Below are 19,555 nucleotides of genomic sequence, written 5' to 3'. Positions count from 1 at the left end.
ATCAACACCCTGCCTCCAGCGGCCCAAGGAATCCTGTTTTTAGGAGATCCAGCCAACGGCGGAGTAGCCGTGACACCGGGTCAAGTTTTGACACCGGAACAAATAGGACAACTGTTTTTCCAATCCACAGGTAGCTTTACCGGTGCCAATTTTACCTACAGCGCCACAGATAACAGCGGCGCAGTTAGCCCCCCAGCTAACGCAAATCTCGGTTTAACAGGAACGACACCCCCGCCGACTCCAGCACCAGTACCAACGCCCACTCCCACACCATTACCAATACCGATTCCAGCACCAACACCAACTCCCACACCAACTCCCACACCGACTCCCAACGAACCGCCAACAGCCAACAATACTAACCTCACCCTAGAGCCCAACAGCACCGCGCAAATTCCGGGATTAGGAAAAAGTGACCCCGATGGGTCGATCGCCTCTTACACCATCAACACCCTGCCGCCAGCGGCCCAAGGAGTCCTGTTTTTAGGAGATCCAGCCAACGGCGGAGTAGCCGTGACACCAGGTCAAGTCCTGACACCGGAACAGCTAGGACAACTATTTTTCCAATCCACAGGTAGCTTTACCGGAGCAACTTTCAGCTACAGCGCCACAGATAGCAACGGCGCTACCAGTTCCCTGGCTACCGCTACTCTCGGTTCCACAGGAGCAACTCCCACACCAAATCCCCTAAACTTACCGCCAGTAACCAACAATGCTAATTTCACGGTAGACCCCAACAGCAGCGCGCGGGTGCCGGGATTGGGAGGAAGTGACCCCGATGGGTCGATCGCCTCTTACACCATCAACACCCTACCGCCAGCGGCCCAAGGAATCCTGTTTTTAGGAGATCCAGCCAACGGCGGAGTAGCCGTGACACCAGGTCAAGTCTTGACACCGGAACAAATAGGACAACTATTTTTCCAATCCACCGGCGACTTTACCGGTGCCAATTTCAGCTACAGCGCCACAGATAACAGCGGCGCTACCAGCCCCGCCACTGCCACAGTTGCCGCTATCTCCCCGACTTCCAACCAACCGCCATCGATTAACAATGTTAACTTCACGGTTCCGACTAACGGCATCGTGCAGGTGTTGGGATTGGGAGGAAGTGACCCCGATGGGTCGATCGTCTCTTACACCATCACCAGCGTCCCCCCAGCCAACCAAGGAGTCCTGTTCTTATCAGCTTCAGTCAACGGCGACGTACCCGTGACAGCCGGTCAAGTTTTGACTCCGGCAGAAATAGGAAAACTATTTTTCGTAGCCACAGTTGACTTTAACGGAGCAACTTTCAGCTACATCGCCACCGACAACCTCGGCAAAGTCAGCCCCGCTAGCGCTACTGTTGCTGCTATCTTGAGGCCAGTTGGAACTGTTCCCCCACTCATACCTACACCCACACCAACACCCGCGCCCGGTATCTCAAATCCGATCGCCGAACCAGATACCGACTGTTTGTGTCAGCCCATTATTGAAAAACCGGGAATTAACTTTGCGCCTCCGCAGCAACCACCTGCTGTTGGATTTGTCCGGCCTATTTCACAATTTTCAGAGGGACAAACCACCAAAGGAACCGATGGCGATGACTTCATCGTAGACACCAAAGGCAACCAAAAAATCGTCGGTTTTGAAGGCAACGACCTGCTTTTAGGTGAAGACGGCGCGGACGAAATTTACGGCAACGAAGACAATGACACGATTTTTGCGGGCATTGACACCGATATTGTTTACGGAGACGAGGGCAACGATATCGTATTTGCAGGCAAACAGAACGACTGGATTGCCGGCGACTTAGGCTCTGACAACCTGTTTGGAGATCGAGGTGCGGATACTATTCTCGGAGACACCGGGCAGAACAACTCCCAGAGTCCTGACGATGCTCGCGATTTGATTTTCGGAGGCGAGGGTGCAGACCTCATTAACGGCAACGAGGGCGACGATACCATCCATACCGGCAAAGGTGACGATATTGCCCTTGGAGGTAAAGAAAATGACCGAATTTGGGGCGAAATCGGCTCCGATACGTTGTTTGGTGGCATCGGCTCCGACAGCTTGTTTGGGGGCATCCGCGACCAAAGGGCCACCGACTCCGAGGGACGCGACTTGCTGTACGGAGGCTTCGGTAACGACTTCCTCAACGGCCAACAAGACAACGATACGCTGGTTGCAGGCAAAGATAACGATCGCGCTTACGGAGGTAAAGGCAATGACATCATCTACGGTCAATTAGGCTCCGATACCCTCTACGGCGGCGAAGGAGCCGATACTCTGCTCGGCGACAGTGGCAGTTCCCAGTCCATCGGGGATCTCGGCGAACAAGACTTAATCTTTGCCGACAGCGGCAACGACATCATCGGCGGCGGCCACGGTAATGATACCGTGCAAGCAGGTAAAGGCAATGATTGTGTTTGGGGTGGCAAAGATAATGACCTGATTTGGGGCGAACTCGGCTCAGATACCCTTGTCGGGGACAGCGGCGACGACACCATGTACGGCGGTGCTCGAAGTCGAGCTAAAGATGTTGGCGGCCAAGACTTGCTCTTTGGTGGCATCGGTGCTGATGTGCTGTTCGGCGATGAGGGTGACGATACCATCAGTGGTGGTCAAGACAACGACTTGATTTACGCCGGCAAAGCTAACGACCTCATACACGGAGATCAGGGCGACGACTTGATTTACGGGGGTGACGGCAGCGATGAACTCTGCGGTGGCGAGGACAACGATACCATCTATGGCGATCGTGCTGATAACCGGGCTTTCTCGGTGGGCGCAAACGACCAGCAAGACTGCATCAACGGGGGTGAGGGCGATGACTTGCTCTACGGCAATGAAGGCCAAGATACTATCAACGGAGATGCTGGCAGCGATACCCTGATTGGTGGTAAAGATAACGACCTTCTCAATGGGGGCGCTGGAGATGACTGGCTGTTTGGTGACTTGGGCGAGGATACTTTAATTGGAGGTATGGGGAGCGATCGATTTGTGTTGAATGGTGAGGGCGGCACTGATACTGTCATTAACTTCGAGGTAGGCGTCGATAAGTTGGTTTTGAGCGACAGCCTGAGTTTCCAGCAGTTGCAATTTAGCGCCACTCCGAACGGTACGTTGCTGCGAGTAGCAGGAACCGATCGGGTTTTAGCGAATCTGGTTGGGGTTAACGGGGCGATCAGCTCCTCGGATTTCCTACCAAATCTCTCTGAGCTCTAGAATTGGCGGCGAAAGTCTCCTGTTCTGACGAACAAAACGCCACAGAAGTTCTGATCTGCTGTGGCGTTCCTCACAATACTCAATCCGGGCTAGAAACTTTGTAGCGCTCGGCCATTGACATCACTCTTACAGTTGCCTTTTGTTCCTCTCTAAAATGCTAAAAAATAAAGGTGTATTCAAGCTGGATTTGGTATAATATCAAATCTGTTAGGAGCTAGAGTATTCATCAATCTATTATCTTTATCGGCGTGAATCATGGTCTATCTATTGTCATCTGCGGTGAATAAAATATATTTTTTTACCGCTAGTAAACACAGATTAACGCAGATTAATTATATTAATTCCTGTTGAATAATCCGTAATTCTTGACTATTTTTACGCCTGACGACGCTACCGGAGTTTATATAAGTTTGTATGGTTTTTTTAAGGTGTTTCAAGGTACACAATGGTTGGTAGCTCAAGTGTTTACTACCCACTAATTTTAGTGTGTTGTGCGATCGAGCTTAAGAGCAAACTAAAATTCATCACTAATTCCCCATTCCCATTCCATTTATTCACAATAGAAGGAAAGAAGAGATACACGGATAGCTATTTTTTCCTTTTTCTTGGCGAAGCCCCAATTCCCCATAATAAATTCAAATACTTAGCTTAGGATAGCGAAATCTGCTTGCGTAAAAATAGCCGACGCGGCTGGCCGAACAGCCAACCAGTCCAATTCCAATCCACCTGTTGCAAGCGATAGCCGGCCTGATAGTATAACTGTCGCGCCGCGTGATTATTTTCCAGAACGTGGAGGTAAATCTCAGAAAATCCCCATTCTCTAGCTGTCTCCTCGCAGTGGCTGAGCAATTGTTGAGCAACCCCCTGCCGCCGATACTCCGGGTGAACGGCTAAATTCGACAAATAAGGATAGTCAGAATTAGGGCTTTGCCAAGGAAAGCGAGAACGCAGAGCCATTTCTACTGTTCCTGTTATGCGCTGAGCTCGGTGCGATCGATAATTCTGCGTTCCCTCCTCGCGCGAGACTAGCTCAGCAACCAGACAAATGTAATGTTCTGCCTTAGAACGCAGTCGATTTTTTAAATCTTCGTAAATGCCCAAACGCAACACTGGATACACCCATTCTACAAACCCCTCGCGGGAGTGAAAGCTCATGGCTAAAATATCAGCTAGCTGCGTTAAGTCGTTGGGCGCAGCCACCCGGATAGAAAAACCAGAAAGTCCGGGAGGTTGTTGTTGGTGAGATGGTGAGGAAAAAAATGAAGGATTCACAATGCCAGGCCACTATAGTAATTTTTTTACGCGGGTTTCTAAGCTACCCTCTTAGAAAATTCACTGATGTTATACTGATCTTATAACGTAACTTATAGGCATAGTTTATTACCCGATTAAATTACATTTTTTTTTGCTTGACTTTAAGTATCATTTGAGGTAAATGGAAAATTATTAGCATTTAATACTCTAGTTATGACAAAATAAAACTCATCCCCTAATACTAGATTTGTGGATAAGCTATTTGACCTTTAAATTGAAGCTTGATCCCTGGCTTTCGGCCGGCATCACAAGAGTTTAAGTAAACAGTAGCTTACAAATTAAATGCGCGACAGCTTAGCGGGCAAGGTATTAAAAACAATCACAAAGGTTTTAACGTCAGGTTCCCGGCATCCTACCGCTCTCTGCTTACGGAAATACCCGATCGAATATAATTTATCCGTCAAGCGGTAGTTGAAAAACTCAACGACTGACCATACTAACACCGGGCACGATCGCGCGTCGGATGTTCCCCGCCGCCCCCCCGGCTTGGCACCCCAGCTTTCAGCAGTTCTGGGCTATCCATCGCCCATCCCCCATCGAACCGGTCTTACCTGTTGAGCTACTGGGTACTTTTCCAACGTCCAATTTAAATTTGGATGCCTGGAAACAGTCTGCAAGGGTTTTCCCCGTCGGTTCGATACTCTGCTGCGCGCGAGCGAGACCTTCAAAACCTCGATCGAGCTGATTGACCCTGCCCAAAAACCGATACAAGCCACCGACACTCGTCGGGGACAGCTCAAAATTTTAGACCCTAGTTCAAGCTCCCCGATTCATCTGTGGAGTAAATCTAAAATCTAAAATCTAAAATCTAAAATCGACTGATCGGTTTCCACAGAGTACATCCCTAGCTAAGATTAACAGATGGATGCTCAAGCTTGCGGTGTTTCGCCGCAGTAATTGGCTTGTCGAAGGTCTGCAGGACGCACAAAAAATGCCGAGATCGGGGAAAAAAGTGCAAGTCTAACTAAAATGGTACAGCAATTGCGTCACTCCCACAGACACCTCTGTGGTCTGTCAGCCACCCCCCAATATCAGTCAGGGGCTCAGGGCCCGATGGTGGTCGTTATCCTTGGCTGACTGTTAAAGTTGCTGTTACTTGTGGGAAAAAAACACAGGCGAAGATGTTGGTTGTCTATTGTATCTTGCTGCGGGCAGCTTTCACATACCAAATACAATATTCCCAGGAGCTAGGAGCAAACATAAATTTGGCAAATCAACTCACAATCAGGACGGTTATTCCTATGTATTCTGAGATATCCAGACGGCAGTTAAAATGGCCAGATTTGTGTTTGCTCTATTGCTGCATAAAGGTAAGGGGTAAAAAAAACTTATCGGGAGACGAGTTTATATGAATATCATTAAATAATAAAATTGGGGTGCACGACAGATAACTGTGGCTCAGAAGAATTCCGAATTGAAAACCCAGACATCAAAAATCAAGGTTGATGCTTGCCTCGCACACTCACAACAACTTCATATCCACGAATTATTGTGATACCATTTTCCCAAAATAATGGCACTCTAGGCAAAATCCCAATCCTTATGTCATCAGTCATTCGCAATCGAAAATCGAAAATCGAAAATGGTATGACTTCAGCAATTTAAATCGGCGAATTCTTCCTTTAATCAGACTTATTAAATCGAACAGCCCCGGGGCACAGGAGAACGGTGCATGAATTCCCAAGAAAATCCTAAGCTAAAAATTCTGATCGTCGATGACGAACCGGATAACCTCGACTTGCTTTACCGCACCTTTCATCGAGACTACAAAGTGCTCAGAGCCGAATCTGGTCCCGCTGCTCTCGAAATTTTGGCAAAAGAGGGAGAAGTTGCGGTGATTATCTCCGACCAGCGAATGCCAAAAATGAGCGGTACGGAGTTTCTCAGCTTGACGGCGGCTCAGTACCCCGACGTGATCCGAATTATTTTAACTGGCTATACGGATGTTGAAGATTTAGTGGAAGCTATTAACGCTGGCAAAGTATTCAAATACGTTACCAAGCCTTGGGATGCTCAAGAGCTGATAAATCTTGTCAGTCAAGCTGTTGAGACTCACAATCTTCTGAAAACGCGCACCAATGAACTGCGCCGTGCTTTGAGCCAAGAATCGCTGCTTTATGCCGTTACCAATACTATCCGCTCGGCTCCCAATTACCAGCAAATGCTGCAAAGAATTGTGGAAACTGTCGGGCAGATGTTTGAGGTGAGTTGCTGTCTGCTGCGGCCGTTCCAAGACGGCCGAGTTGCCGATGAGTGGTTCGTTTACCAGAAGGGAGAAACTCAAGGGTTGGGGGGCGATGAGGAAGCGATGCCCAGAGATGCTTCTGCTGCCGAACTTTCCCCGGATTTGCTGCCGGATTTGGTTTGGGAAACTTTGGATGTGGAAGTGATTCAAGATGCCCAAACTGACGATCGAGTTTTAAACTCGGATAATCAACAACGACAGCAGGCTTACGAAGCTGCGAATATTCGATCGAGCTTGATCGTACCGCTGTTTTACAAAATCGAACTGATGGCAGTCTTGGCGCTGCACCAGTTTGATCGACGGCGCCAGTGGCAAGACCACGAGGTACAGTTGGTAATTACGGTGGCAGACCAAGCGGCTTTGGCGCTTTCTCAAGCCCGGGCTTACGAACAGGTGCGGGCGCTGGCCAAGCGCGAGGCCTTAGTCAATACTATTACTACGGCAATTCGATCGAGTCTCGATCCCCAAAATATTTTTGCAGCCATTACTCAACAACTCGGCCAAGCTTTGCAAGTTGACGGCTGCGCCCTATCTCTGTGGACAGAAGATGATGAATACGTCCAATGCGTGGGGCTATACGACACAAATAGAGATACCGTGGCTGTAGAACAGGGTTTTATTGATCCAGAGGTAGTTGCGAACCCTCTGGGCTACGATACGGCTTCTGGCGATGGTGCTGCTAACACTCGCGCCTGGGTTTTTGCCCATCCTTCTTTGCCACAGTCTTTGGTGCCGATTCGGGGCAATCCGGTGTTGCTGCAAGTTATGGTATCAAAAGAGCCGGTGGCGATCGAAGATCTCGAGGAACACCCCGAGTTAAATGTTACAGAACTCCAAGTTCGATCGCCAGCCCGCGCCCTGTTAGTCGTTCCCTTACTCTCAGAAGGCAAAATCATCGGCAGCATTTCCCTGCGCCAAAATCGCAGCATCCGCCGCTGGAACATCTCAGATATTGACCTGGCTCAAATAGTCGCAACTCAAGCGGCTCTAGCCGTGCAGCAGTCGCGCCTCTACCAGACTACCAGACAGCAGGCAGAACGGCTTCTGGAAGCCGATCGGCTCAAAACCGAATTTTTCCAAAATATCTCCCACGAGTTCCGCACCCCTCTAACTCTAACTATCGGCCCTCTAGAATCAGCTTGCAGGCGCCAAGAAGACTTGCCCTACGAACAAGCCGTAATCGCTTTGCGTAATTCCCGCCGCCTCCTGCGCTTGGTAAATCAACTGCTGGACTTGCAGCGGCTCGATGCCGGACGGATGCAGCCGAGTTTCCGCCCCTGCGATTTAGTCGGTTTCTGTTACTCTACCGCAGAGTCGTTCCGCGCCTACTGTGAGAAAAAAGGACTGCACTTAATTACCCAACTGCAAGAATGTCCTTTACTTTATTTGGATCTGGAAAGATTTGACAAAGTTATTTACAACCTGCTATCAAATGCTGTTAAATTCACCCCAGAAGGCGGAACTATCACCCTGAAAGTTGAATCGGCTGGCGCTCACTGCTTGTTGCAAGTAAAAGACACCGGTATCGGCATTCGCACCGAACAAATTCCCTATTTATTCGAGCGCTTTCACCAAGCCGAAGGTTCTGCTAGCCGTTCCTACGAAGGCAGCGGTTTAGGTTTGGCACTTGTCAAAGAATTGGTCGAACTCCACGGCGGTCAAGTTTCAGTTGAGTCAGTTTACGGGGAAGGTACTACTTTTACCGTTTGGCTGCACTTCGGTTCGACTCACTTGCCCCCGGAACAGGTACTAGAAATACCCGCAGAGTTTCACTCATCCAAAGCTGCGGTGGAACTGGCCGATGTGGAGGCAGATTTGTCCGAAAATGAGGCTGAAAATCACAACTTTGAGGCGATCGAGCCGATCAGATCTGAAACAGCAGTGGGAACGGTTTTGGTGGTTGACGACAATCCCGATTTACGCTTTTATGTGTCGGCTATTCTGCGAGATTCCGGTTTTGCAGTTTTGCTCGCCCGCAACGGAGAAGAAGGATTTGCCGTGGCTAAAAAACGCCGTCCTAATTTAATTATAACGGATTTGATGATGCCTTTGGTCTCGGGTTTGGATTTGATTAAGATGATTCGAGAGGATGAGGAATTGCAGGGAACTCCGGCAATTTTGCTGACTGCTAAAGCCGACGAAGATACTCGAATTGAAGGAGTAGAACGGGGTGCGGATGCTTATTTGTCCAAGCCTTTTAACGATCGAGAATTGTTGGCGGAAGTGCGGAATTTGATCGCCCTCAAACAAAACGAGCGCCGAGTGCAGCAGTTGAACAGTTATTTAACTGAGTCGGTGCTGCGCCGATTTTTACCGCCGGCGATGGTGAAGGCCGCTGCGGCTGGAGATTTGGCATTGGATTTGCGCCCGGAACCGCGATTGATTACTATTTTGTTTAGCGATATTGTCGGTTTTACTCAAATGGCAAATACGCTGCGCTCGCGCCGGGTAGCTGAGCTGTTGAATGAATATTTGGCGGCAATGACTAAGGCTATTTTTGACAGTGGCGGTACGGTGGACAAGTTTGTTGGAGATGCGGTAATGGCTTTCTTTGGCGCGCCGGAGGAACTAACGCCTAACGAGCAAGTACGCCGCGCTATCGCTGCTGCAAGGCAAATGGTGCTATCTCTGAAGGAGCTTAACCAGGGCTGGTTGGAGCAGGGAATTGTTGGGGAAAATGGCGTGCCTCCGGTGCGGTTTCGCTGCGGAATTCACCAGGGTACTGCGGTGGTGGGGATGTTTGGCGGCCCCGATCGATCGGATTATACTGCGATCGGGCCGAGCGTGAATATTGCCGCCCGCTTGCAAGAGGTCACGGAACCAAACACGGTGCTAATTTCGGCGGCGGTGGCAGATTATGTTGAGGAAAATCGCATTGTTAAATATAAGCCTTTGAAACTAAAGGGAATTGATGAAACTGTATTGACTTTTTTACTAAATTGTGATTAGTCATGATAAGTATTATATGTTGATACCCCACGCACAATTTCGGGAACAACCTATTCCTAAATAAGTAGATGAGCCGCAAAATATGTATGTAGTCCAAAGCGATGGTCACTCTGTGATATCGTTTCCGGTTGCATCGGAATAATAAAATCGAGTCAACAGTTAACCCTCAACCATTCAGTTTTTAGACCCGCCCGTCAATAGTCAACAGTCAACAATAATTCCAGTGCAACAGGAATTGATATAATTCATCTATGTTTATCTGGGTTTATCTGCCTGTATATGCGGTTAAAAAAAGACAATTTATTAACCGCAGGTAACAAGGGATTGACGCTGATTCACGCAGATGTAGAGCAGAGATATAGGAAGAATCTTTCTCCTAACAGATTTGATATCAAGTGTTTAATCTAAAATCTAAAATCTACAATCTATCCATCAAAGTTCAAGAGTCCCAATTACGCTTGTAGAGTCAAATCTCAAATCTCAAATCTCAAATCTCAACTCTACCATTGACTGACAGTCCTGGCTTGAATCTATCAAAAGAGGGAACTTTTTTAACCGATCGTCGCTGGATAACCTCTATCTAGAGAACGGTTACGCTGATCGCTCTGATCGAGTAAAAATAGAATGTCATCTCTCATTTTGTATTCTATGAAACTGAATTATTTTACGAAACGACTTTCGACTTTAGGGCGCTCGATCGCTGCAACTGTGCTTTGCGTCTGTGCGATGGCCTTCGTCTGGTCTGGTGCGTTCTTCTCTAACACCGCAGCAATGGCATCTCCTGCTGTAAACTCGATGGCAGCAGACCCAGATGCGGGCGATGTGGTTCAAGAAAAAGCCAGCAAAGATGCTGGACGAGCCAAGAACTTCATCCGAGATACAGAAGAGAAGGTTAAGGAAACTGCCAAGACAAATGCTGCTAAAGTCGATCGAGCATCGGATGATGGTAGTGTAGTAGAGCGCAAAGCTAAGAAAGATGCGGCCACAATTGAGAAAAGAGCATCGGAAGATTCAGCTCGGACTCAGAAAGCAGTAGATAATACCAAGAATGCTGTCGAGAGCGCTGTTGACAGCATCAAGGGTGTTTTTGGCAAGTAGACAATAAATAAGTAGGTAAGCGCAAAAAAACAATAATATCTTGCAGGGGCTTGTAGGGACGGCTTTAGGGCTTATTTACAGTAAGGGCGAGTCGATCGTTGCAGAACCCGCCCTCTCCCCAAGTAATGTTTATTTGTACTTACTTACTTCAAACTGAAAGATTGATGTACATTGACCAAGACTTCTAGACGGCTCGTGTAAGCGACCCCAAGCCCTTGTTTAAAATTGTCGCAAAAAGCGCAAATCGCTAGCATAAACCCGGCGAATGTCGTCGATTTCATAAAGTACCATTGCGAACCGCTCGACACCAAAACCGGCCGCAAACCCAGTATATTTTTCTGGATCTAAACCGACTCCTTTAAGAACATTCGGATCGACCGTTCCGCAGCCCAAAACTTCCAGCCATTTGCCGTTCCACTGCAAATCAACTTCGGCAGAAGGTTCCGTAAACGGAAAGTAACTGGTGCGGAAACGGATAGGCAAATCTTGCCCGAACATTTGCCGCAAAAACTCTTTAATTGTGCCTTTCAAGTCAGTAAATGTCAGACCTTCATCAATTGCTAAAAGTTCAATTTGGTGGAAAACTGCCGCGTGAGTAGCATCAACAGTATCGCGGCGGTAAACGCGGCCGGGAGAGACAATCCGAATCGGCGGTTTGTGCTGTTCCATGTAGCGAATTTGCACTGATGATGTCTGAGTCCGCAGCAAGTCGCCGCCTGGTAGGTAAAATGTATCTTGCATATCCCGCGCTGGGTGGTCGGGCGGGGTGTTGAGCGCCTCGAAGTTGTAATAATCTGTTTCCATTTCCGGGCCGTTGGCGACGGTGTATCCGAGGCCGACAAAGATATCGAGAGCGCGGTCTATGACGGCGTTTAAGGGGTGAACGCGGCCTTGGGGGCGAAAAATCCCCGGCATCGTGACATCGATGGTTTCTGAGGCTAATTTGGCTTGGATTTGGGCGGTTTGGAGGGCGGCGCGCTTGTCTTCTAAATCGGCTTGCAGGGCTTCTTTAACTGTATTGGCGATCGCACCTACTTTGGGTCGCTGGTCTGGCGACAGTTTGCCCATCATGCCTAAAATTTGAGAGAGTTGGCCTTTTTTGCCGAGGTAGCCGACGCGCAACTGTTCGAGTTGTTCGAGGGTATTGGCAGTGGCGATCGCACTTTTGGACTCTTGACCGAGGGTTTCTAGTTGAGTTTCAATGTCGCTTAGCTGGACAGTCATTTTGATTTTAGATTTTAGATTTTAGATTTTAGATTGATGGCAGTTTTGGGCCAAGTTGAGTTTAGCGCAATTTTGGCTCTACAGCTTGTTGATTTTAGATTTTAGATTTTAGATTTTAGCTTTTCGGCAGTTACGGATAATTTGTAATAGGTAATTGGATATTAGAGCGATCGCCGTAGTTGAATCTAGTTTAGTATTGTTATAAGGCCTATAAAAATTTCAATGAAACTTTTAATTAGCAACGACGACGGCATCTTTGCACAAGGCATCCGCAGCCTCGCCAACGCTCTCGCCGACGCTGGCCACGACGTGAGCGTAGTTTGTCCCGACAGAGAGCGCTCCGCTACCGGCCACGGCCTTACCCTGCACCAACCCATCCGCGCTGAAATTGTCGAATCTATTTTTGAGCCCGCAGTTCAAGCTTGGGCCTGTTCGGGTACTCCCGCCGACTGCGTGAAACTTGCTTTGTGGGCTTTACTTGACAAACCGCCGGATTTTGTTCTTTCCGGTATCAACCACGGGCCCAATTTAGGCACGGATATCATCTGTTCGGGTACGGTTTCGGCAGCAATGGAAGGAATTATGGAAGGCATTCCCAGCATTGCTTTTAGCCTCGCCAGCTTTACTTCGCAGGAATTTGGGCCGGCGGTAGATTTCGCTGTCACTTTGCTGGCACAGTTGGAAAAACAGCCAATGGCCAAACCGATGCTGTTGAATGTCAACATACCAGCAGTCACACAAGCAGAAATTACCGGAGTTGCGATCGCCCGTCAAGGCATTCGCCGCTATTTCGACATATTTCAAAAGCGCACAGATCCGCGCGGCAAAACTTATTATTGGCTGGCTGGGGAATTGTTAGAAGATGTAGAAGAAATCGCTGATTCGGCGGTGCCGCATGATATTCCTACAGACGTACAAGCTATTCGCGACAACAGAATAACCGTAACTCCCTTGCAATATAATCTCACCTGTGCTCCAGACTTGCACTCGTTGCGGGATTGGCAAGTTGAAGGTTTTCCCAAGCAGTGAGATCCGATCGACCCGATCAGAGCGGTAAACTAGGAATTAAGGAAAAGTGCCTCTCAAGGTCTATACCTTAAGCGTTAACACAGGCTCCCAATTACTTGTTAGTTTTTTTTACTCAAGAAAAACAGTTATGAACGCTCCCACCTATAACACTCATTCTGTCACTTGCCCGATCTGCAACCGTTCCAGCGTCGTCGGCCCAGTTGGGATGGTCAGTGGACTATTCACTTGTCCCCACTGTCATTCTCATATGGTAATTAGCTGGAGCGGTCATTTTGTGCGCGATCCTTTTAGTCTCAAACAACTGACGGTAGGAAAAATGCTCAGGCGCGAGAGCAGACCGTTAGCTCGCCTTCAGCGGGACTTTGGACTGAGTAAGCCTTTTCCGCTGATTGCCATTTTGGGCAGTGTGGTGTTTTTCGGGTGTGCGCTCGCCGCTACGGAACAATCGCTACCCCCACAGAATTCACTGCAAGGATTTTTAGAGTGGGTGAGCGGAACTGGTAATTCCGAAGATGTCTCACGTTAACATTTCTTAAAAGAAATTCTGACAGATACTGCGTGCAAATATCTATTCCTTTAGGTAGAAATCACACTATTTTAGCAATTGCATCCCTCTTGAGCTAGGGGTAAGCACTTAGACGCCTTGCGCTTCATCCTGTGCCCAAAAACGTCAAAACCCCAGTCCGGCAGGGGTTTTAACCCCTGCCTCAAAGCTCAAGTTTGGTGGGCGTAAGTCTCACAAGGGTGTTTCGGGTTAAGTTGACAAATATCACATCGCTCAATTTAGAAACTCAGCAATTTTTCTAACTGCTGCTTCCAAAATTGCTGGCGACTCGACTAAGGCAAATCGCACGTAGCCTTCTCCTGATTTCCCGAAACCGGCACCGGGGGAAGCTGCGACTCCTGTATTCTGTACTAGCTGAGTGCAAAATTTCACGGAATCGTGGGCCCAAGGTTCCGGCAGTTTCGCCCAGACGTACATGGTGGCAGGGGGTACAGGCACTTGCCAGCCGATGCCCTGTAGCGCGTTTACAAAGGCATCTCGCCGTTTTCTGAAGGTTTCTACGCTGGTTCTGACGGTATCTTGAGGACCTGTTAATGCGGAGATCGCTCCATTCAAAATCCCTCGGTATTGGTTGAAGTCCACTGCGGCTTTTACCTGTCGCAGGGCTGCAATTAGTTCGGAATTGCCGATCGCGTATCCGACTCGAAAACCTCCCATACTGTAGGATTTGGATAGTGTAAAAAACTCGATCGCCACACTCTTATCTCGATCCGCCTGAAATATTGACGGCGCCATCAATTTTCGATATTCTTCCTCGTTACCAGGCTCTGCCTCTATGAGAGAATTGCGATCGTCAAACACCAAATCCACATAAGGGAAATCGTGAACTAAAACAAGTTGATGTTCCCGACAAAAATCCACAGCTTTCTCAAAAAAAGCAACCGGGGCGATCGCAGTTGTAGGATTATGAGGATAGCTCAAAACCATCATCTTCGACTGAGCCAGCACTGCTGCCGGAATATCTTCAAATATCGGCAAAAACGCATTTTCTGCTAATATCGGCATCGGATAAATTTGACCACCAGCTAAATGCACACCGCCTGCGTGGGAAGGATAGCCCGGATCGAGCAACAAAGCAAAATCTCCCGGGTTGAGTACAGCTAAAGGCATATGCGCCGTGCCTTCTTGGGAACCAATTAACGGCAGCACTTCTGTTTCTGGATTGACTGCAATCCCAAATTTTTGCTCGTACCAAATAGCTGCTGCTTCCCGAAAATCTCTTGTGCCGTTAAATAGCAAATAGCCGTGAGTGCTGGTGTCGGACAGAGAATGTGCGATCGCATCTGTAATGTGAGCAGCCGCCGGCAGATCCGAAGAACCCAGAGACAAGTCAATCACATTCTGCCCCGCTGCTCTAGCTTGAGCTTTTGCCCGATCCATATCGGCAAATACATTAAATTGCAGTGGATCTAAACGTTTAGCAAATTGCATATTTTCTGTATTTTTGGGGGATTTTTAAGGAATATTTTTATATTAGCTAAATTATTTTTTATATTGCATTTTTATTGGGTTTGTGTTTTTTTTCCTAACCGCAGAGAGCGCAGAGGGCGCTGAGCCCGAGAGGAAGATCGAGGAGAAAAGAGAGGTGTTAACAAAAATATTTGTGCTTATTATAATTCTAAGTTGGGAGTTGGAAACTCCCGAATCATTTCCAAACTTTATAAGTGAGCGTCCAGCAAACCGACCAAAGTTTGTTTAGTAATCGCTCCCTCGTGAGAAAGCACTACTTCGGCATTTTTAAACAGCCTGAGAGCTGGGACTCCTTCTACTTTATACTGCTTGACAGTATTAGGATTGGGGTCAATTTCCATTTTAACCACTTTCAGCCGATCGCTGTAGTTGGCCGCCACCCAGTCTACCGAAGGCGCGATCAGTTTGCAAGGCCCGCACCAAGTAGCCCAAAAATAGGCAAGCACTGGTTGCTCTGCTTTCAGGACTTCTGTTTCAAATTTTTCGTCGTTAATGACAATTACACTGTTGCTCATGGTTCTGCGATTATTTTTTCTATTTATTTCTAAAGCACCGGCGGGCGTGAAACTTGCACCAACTTAGAAGACAGGCCCAAAAAACTGTTACTAATTTTAAAACATTCTGTGAATTATTGAGTGCAAACTCAGGACTGGGAACGGATGGCTAATTCTGTATGGCGTTTAATTCCACTGTTGTCGGTGTCTGGTAGCGTGCAGATGGCGATCGACCAATGGCTGCTGGAACAGCATCTAGCGGGCAAACATCCGCCAACTCTGCGATTTTACACTTGGCAACCGGTGGCGATTTCCTTGGGCTACCACCAGCGCAGGTGGCCGGAGTTTTGGCAGCATTTGTCTTGGCAGGGAATGCCTGTGGAGTTGGTGAGGAGGCCCAGCGGCGGGCGCGCCGTGCTGCACCAAGGGGATTTAACTTATGCAGTTGTGGCGTCGGGATTTGGAAGCAGCCGTATGAAAGCTTATCAGACTATTTGCGAGTTTTTGATTGAGGGTTGGAGGGCGATGGGTTTGGATTTGCAATACGGGGAAGCTGGAAGGGGTTATATTCACAATCCGAATTGTTTTGGTACTGCCACAGGTGCGGATTTAATTACACTTGATGGTTGCAAGTTAATTGGTAGCGCGCAATTGCGACGGGGTGATGCTATTTTGCAGCACGGTTCGATGCGTTTGCAGCCGGATGTTAAATTATTTTCTAAAGTTTTTGGGGAGGAATTAGTTCCTGTACAATTACCTCTATCTGAAGTGGGAGATGATTTGATTGCAACTGTAATTGATGTTGTGAGTGCGGCGGCTTGTCGGTGTTTTGCAATTGATTTGAAAGTGCAGGCACTTTCGGATCGGGAATGGCAGGATATTTTGAAATTAACAAGTAATAAGCTGTTTGACATTTAATCTGTCTATTTGGCGGCGGGCTTTCCGGCAGCCTTTTCTGAACAGCCATCTTGGCTGTTATACAATAATAATTTTTTGTTGGGGGACTGCCTTATTGGCTGTTACTAATACAAGTTAAAAACTGGTACACTTATTGTATTAAAACTTTTCTGGCCCGTTGCTGTAACGCCACCATAAAAGTTAAATTTAAATGCAGTACAGCTTATGGTTGTGGCTGAGTTGGAACGATCGGCTCTTTGGCAACTTCGCCCAATTTCACAGAATCCAGCAAGCTTTCCCAATCAGCAGTTAATTCTGCATCATTAGGCCGATCGCGGCGAGCGGCAGCTAGGGTGCTGAGGGCATCTAGCCAAATCCCATTTTTAGCATAAATAACGGTTTTCTGGCGCGGATCTGCCTGATCTAATTGACGGCGGATATCTGCACTGATTTCCACTCGCCGTACAGTACCGCTTTCGATTTGATCGCTCGATCTGTCTTGAGAGTCGCAAATCACTGTCAAATTCCAACGGTAACTTTTGCCTACTTCCAAGGGTGGCACATTTTGGTTAGCGGGGATATTAACGCCGATCACCCCTGATAAATTGCTAATTGTGACATCCTGTTTATAAATCTGGTTGCCGCTTTGATCTTGTAGGATAAATTCGGCTAATTCTGCCTCTGTTTGAGGCAAGTAGAAAAAGAAAGTTGGATACTCGGAAACAGTCCGTGCGATCTTATTTTTAGGCATTAAGGCTGTGAGACCTAGCTGACTAATGCTCGCGCAGCCACCGCGCACAGGCCGTCTCGGTTGAGTGGGGGGGCGATCGTCTATATCTTCACGGGGCTGAACGAAGCGGGGCCCTCCCGGTACAGTGCGTTTTGGCCCGCCGTCTATATCAAAATCAATATCCTGTCCCACAACTGGAAATAGGGAAGCGTTAAGTGTGGCGATTAATACTATTGATCCAACTGATGTCAGATTCAGGATAAACTTAGTAATTTTTTTCATGGGCTTCATGGTTTTTTAGGGAGAAATTGTGTCTTTTTATTTCTGTTTTATTCCCAAAATGCGGTAGACATTAACTTTTTGTTCCCGCCCTCTTAACGGTAAAGCTCCCCAAGATTCTACTTCAAATTGGTCTGCCAGATGCAGTAAGGTTTCTTCTGCAATCAATATCCGGCAAGTGTCCTCGTGCCGATCCTTTTCGCAGCTTTCCAGGCGAGAGGCAATATTTACGCTGTCGCCGATCACTCCATATTCTAAACGGGTTGTGCCTCCCAGACTACCCACCATAACAGGCCCTGTAAAGATGCCTACTCGCATTTTTACGGCCGGTAAACCGCGATCGAGCCAATTTTTATTCATTTCTGGCAAGCGGGAACTGATGGCTAAAGCGCAAGATACGGCAAGGCGAGCATCTTCTGCAATTTCTTCTGGAGTGGTGCGGGGAATGGGTACGCCAAATACTGCCAGCATTCCATCTCCGGTAAATTTATTAATCACGCCTTGATGTGCTTGGACTTCTTGAGCCATTGCTGATAAATACTCATTTAACCAACTCATTACGACTTCTGGCGCTAGTTTTTCGGAGATTGTACTAAAACCCTGCAAGTCGGTGAGGATGATCGTAGCAGTAACTTTTTGCCCTGGCAATAACCCTGATTCGAGCAGATGGACGCGCTCTTTCCACAGGGCATTGGCGATCGCCGGTGAAGTTTGTTGTCCTAATAATTTCATCACAATCCCTTGCTGTTGCCTCGACTGCTCGTATTTATAGGTGACTGCGACTCCTGCGGTGATTAAAAGGGCCAGGGCTGGAGCTATTAGAGGTATCCACCCCTGTTGCATGAAGAGGAAAAAGGTGAATCCGAATAATGAGCCGCAAGCTGCGATCGCGATCGCGATCAAATTCAGCGATTTTTCTAGTCGCCAAGCTAAACAGCCGCCTACTGCACTCCAAACCACAATCCAGAGGATTTCTTGCCATTCGTCCCAATACCAAAATAGCCCTTTCCCATCTAAAACTGCGCTAAGGATTTGGCTGGTGGCAGTTGCATGAATTAATACCCCAGGCATCGGCTGGTTTCCCCTTGCAGTAGCGCTGTAAGGGGTAAAAAAGAAATCTTTGACACTTAGGGCTGTAACGCCTACTAGCACTATTTTACCCTGCACCAATTTAGGATCAACTTTTCCCTCCAAAACTTGAGTTAGTGTTACGCTCTTTGCTATATTTTCAGCAGATCGGTAATTGAGCAGGACTTGATAGCCTTCGGCATCTATGTTCTGATAACCTCCTGAGTCCGAGCGCAACTTTGAAAATACTGTTTTATCTACCTTAAGTTCGTTTTTTTCGGTTTTTTGATGAGCTATTTTTTGGCTTTTAAAATAGGCAAAAGCTAGTCGCATCGAAAATGAATACACTGTTTTTTTGCCATCGCCCCTCAACATCAAATTTCGACGCACTATACGGTCTGGATCGACTACTACATCGTTGAATCCTACTCGCTTGTCTGGTATATTGGGAGGTGGTGGCACTCGCTCGGACTCAGAGCTGCCGATGAAGGTAATGGGGATTACTTTGGGGTTTTTCCATTGAGTGACTAATTCTGCATTCCCAGGTTCGTAGGGATTCGTGCGAAGGATATCTATGCCAATAGCTGTGGGTTCAAGACGCGCTATTTCTGCGATCGCTTTTGCTAAAGTGCGATCGGAAATTGGCCATTTTTCAATAGTATTAATATCCTGATCGGTGATGGTCACTATCAGCAACCTGGGGTCAGGGCCCGGAGCTGGCCGCAACTGCACCATGAGGTCGTAAGCATTTAATTCTAGTGGCTGCAACCCGCCTAAATGCCGCACTCCCAATAGAGTTCCGGTCACGACAATCCAGATAATAGCAAGAGGTTGCAAGTCAGGGAAGGGGAAGAAATAAGTTAAGTTTTTCCAACGTCTCTCCGCCAATTTATGATAAATTCTATTAAAGAATTTGGGCATAAAATTTTTTGCTTTAACCCTCATTGACAAAGTTTGCTACATCTTAACTTATCACTAATGCCCCT

12 protein-coding genes are annotated in these 19,555 nt (G+C 47.7%); 6 read left to right on the top strand and 6 right to left on the bottom strand.

Annotated features, from left to right (window positions below):
• Positions 1-3,207 (top strand): Ig-like domain-containing protein (locus tag QUA25_RS19510; protein ID WP_445242190.1); only part of this gene is annotated, 3,207 nt, incomplete at its 5' end.
• Between the two features lie 648 nt (positions 3,208-3,855).
• Here QUA25_RS19510 and QUA25_RS19505 read toward each other — a convergent pair.
• Entirely contained in the window at positions 3,856-4,479 is a 624-nt protein-coding gene (locus QUA25_RS19505; protein ID WP_333040648.1) for a GNAT family N-acetyltransferase, read from the bottom strand.
• A gap of 1,714 nt (positions 4,480-6,193) precedes the next feature.
• Between QUA25_RS19505 and QUA25_RS19500 the strand changes: the two genes are divergently transcribed.
• Together QUA25_RS19500 and QUA25_RS19495 are read left to right on the top strand one after the other, a co-directional pair.
• On the top strand, positions 6,194-9,715 hold the full coding sequence (locus QUA25_RS19500; RefSeq protein WP_333040647.1) for a response regulator: 3,522 nt from the start codon (positions 6,194-6,196) through the stop codon (positions 9,713-9,715).
• Between the two features lie 624 nt (positions 9,716-10,339).
• Complete coding sequence (locus QUA25_RS19495; protein WP_333040645.1) at positions 10,340-10,813, top strand: hypothetical protein; 474 nt, start codon at positions 10,340-10,342, stop codon at positions 10,811-10,813.
• Between the two features lie 219 nt (positions 10,814-11,032).
• Here the strand turns inward: QUA25_RS19495 and pheS are convergent, their stop codons facing one another.
• Complete coding sequence (pheS, locus tag QUA25_RS19490; RefSeq protein ID WP_015177077.1) at positions 11,033-12,037, bottom strand: phenylalanine--tRNA ligase subunit alpha; 1,005 nt, start codon at positions 12,035-12,037, stop codon at positions 11,033-11,035.
• 222 nt (positions 12,038-12,259) lie between these two features.
• Between pheS and surE the strand changes: the two genes are divergently transcribed.
• Positions 12,260-13,066, top strand: coding sequence for a 5'/3'-nucleotidase SurE (surE, locus tag QUA25_RS19485; RefSeq protein WP_333040643.1), 807 nt, complete (start codon positions 12,260-12,262; stop codon positions 13,064-13,066).
• A gap of 127 nt (positions 13,067-13,193) precedes the next feature.
• Positions 13,194-13,592, top strand: coding sequence for a hypothetical protein (locus QUA25_RS19480; protein ID WP_333040641.1), 399 nt, complete (start codon positions 13,194-13,196; stop codon positions 13,590-13,592).
• A 252-nt stretch (positions 13,593-13,844) separates the two neighbouring features.
• Here QUA25_RS19480 and QUA25_RS19475 read toward each other — a convergent pair whose 3' ends face one another.
• On the bottom strand, positions 13,845-15,062 hold the full coding sequence (locus QUA25_RS19475) for an LL-diaminopimelate aminotransferase (protein WP_333040639.1): 1,218 nt from the start codon (positions 15,060-15,062) through the stop codon (positions 13,845-13,847).
• Positions 15,063-15,289: 227 nt separating this feature from the next.
• Positions 15,290-15,616 carry a thioredoxin domain-containing protein gene (locus tag QUA25_RS19470; RefSeq protein ID WP_190738970.1) on the bottom strand — a complete coding sequence of 109 codons (327 nt, stop codon included), beginning with the start codon at positions 15,614-15,616 and terminating at the stop codon, positions 15,290-15,292.
• A gap of 144 nt (positions 15,617-15,760) precedes the next feature.
• Between QUA25_RS19470 and QUA25_RS19465 the strand changes: the two genes are divergently transcribed.
• Positions 15,761-16,513 (top strand): biotin/lipoate A/B protein ligase family protein, encoded by a 753-nt coding sequence (locus tag QUA25_RS19465; RefSeq protein WP_333040636.1) that lies wholly within the window; start codon positions 15,761-15,763, stop codon positions 16,511-16,513.
• 202 nt (positions 16,514-16,715) lie between these two features.
• Here QUA25_RS19465 and QUA25_RS19460 read toward each other — a convergent pair whose 3' ends face one another.
• Both QUA25_RS19460 and QUA25_RS19455 read right to left on the bottom strand, forming a co-directional pair.
• Positions 16,716-17,513: a DUF928 domain-containing protein gene (locus tag QUA25_RS19460; RefSeq protein ID WP_333040634.1), complete on the bottom strand. Its 798-nt coding sequence runs from the start codon at positions 17,511-17,513 to the stop codon at positions 16,716-16,718.
• Positions 17,514-17,540: 27 nt separating this feature from the next.
• Entirely contained in the window at positions 17,541-19,490 is a 1,950-nt protein-coding gene (locus QUA25_RS19455; protein WP_333040632.1) for an adenylate/guanylate cyclase domain-containing protein, read from the bottom strand.
• Positions 19,491-19,555: the final 65 nt, after the last annotated feature.

The organism is Microcoleus sp. Pol17C6 (assembly GCF_036701145.1).
GTDB lineage: Bacteria > Cyanobacteriota > Cyanobacteriia > Cyanobacteriales > Microcoleaceae > Microcoleus.
Note: the sequence above shows the minus strand (reverse complement) of the source record. Positions and strands in the feature narration are given on the sequence as shown.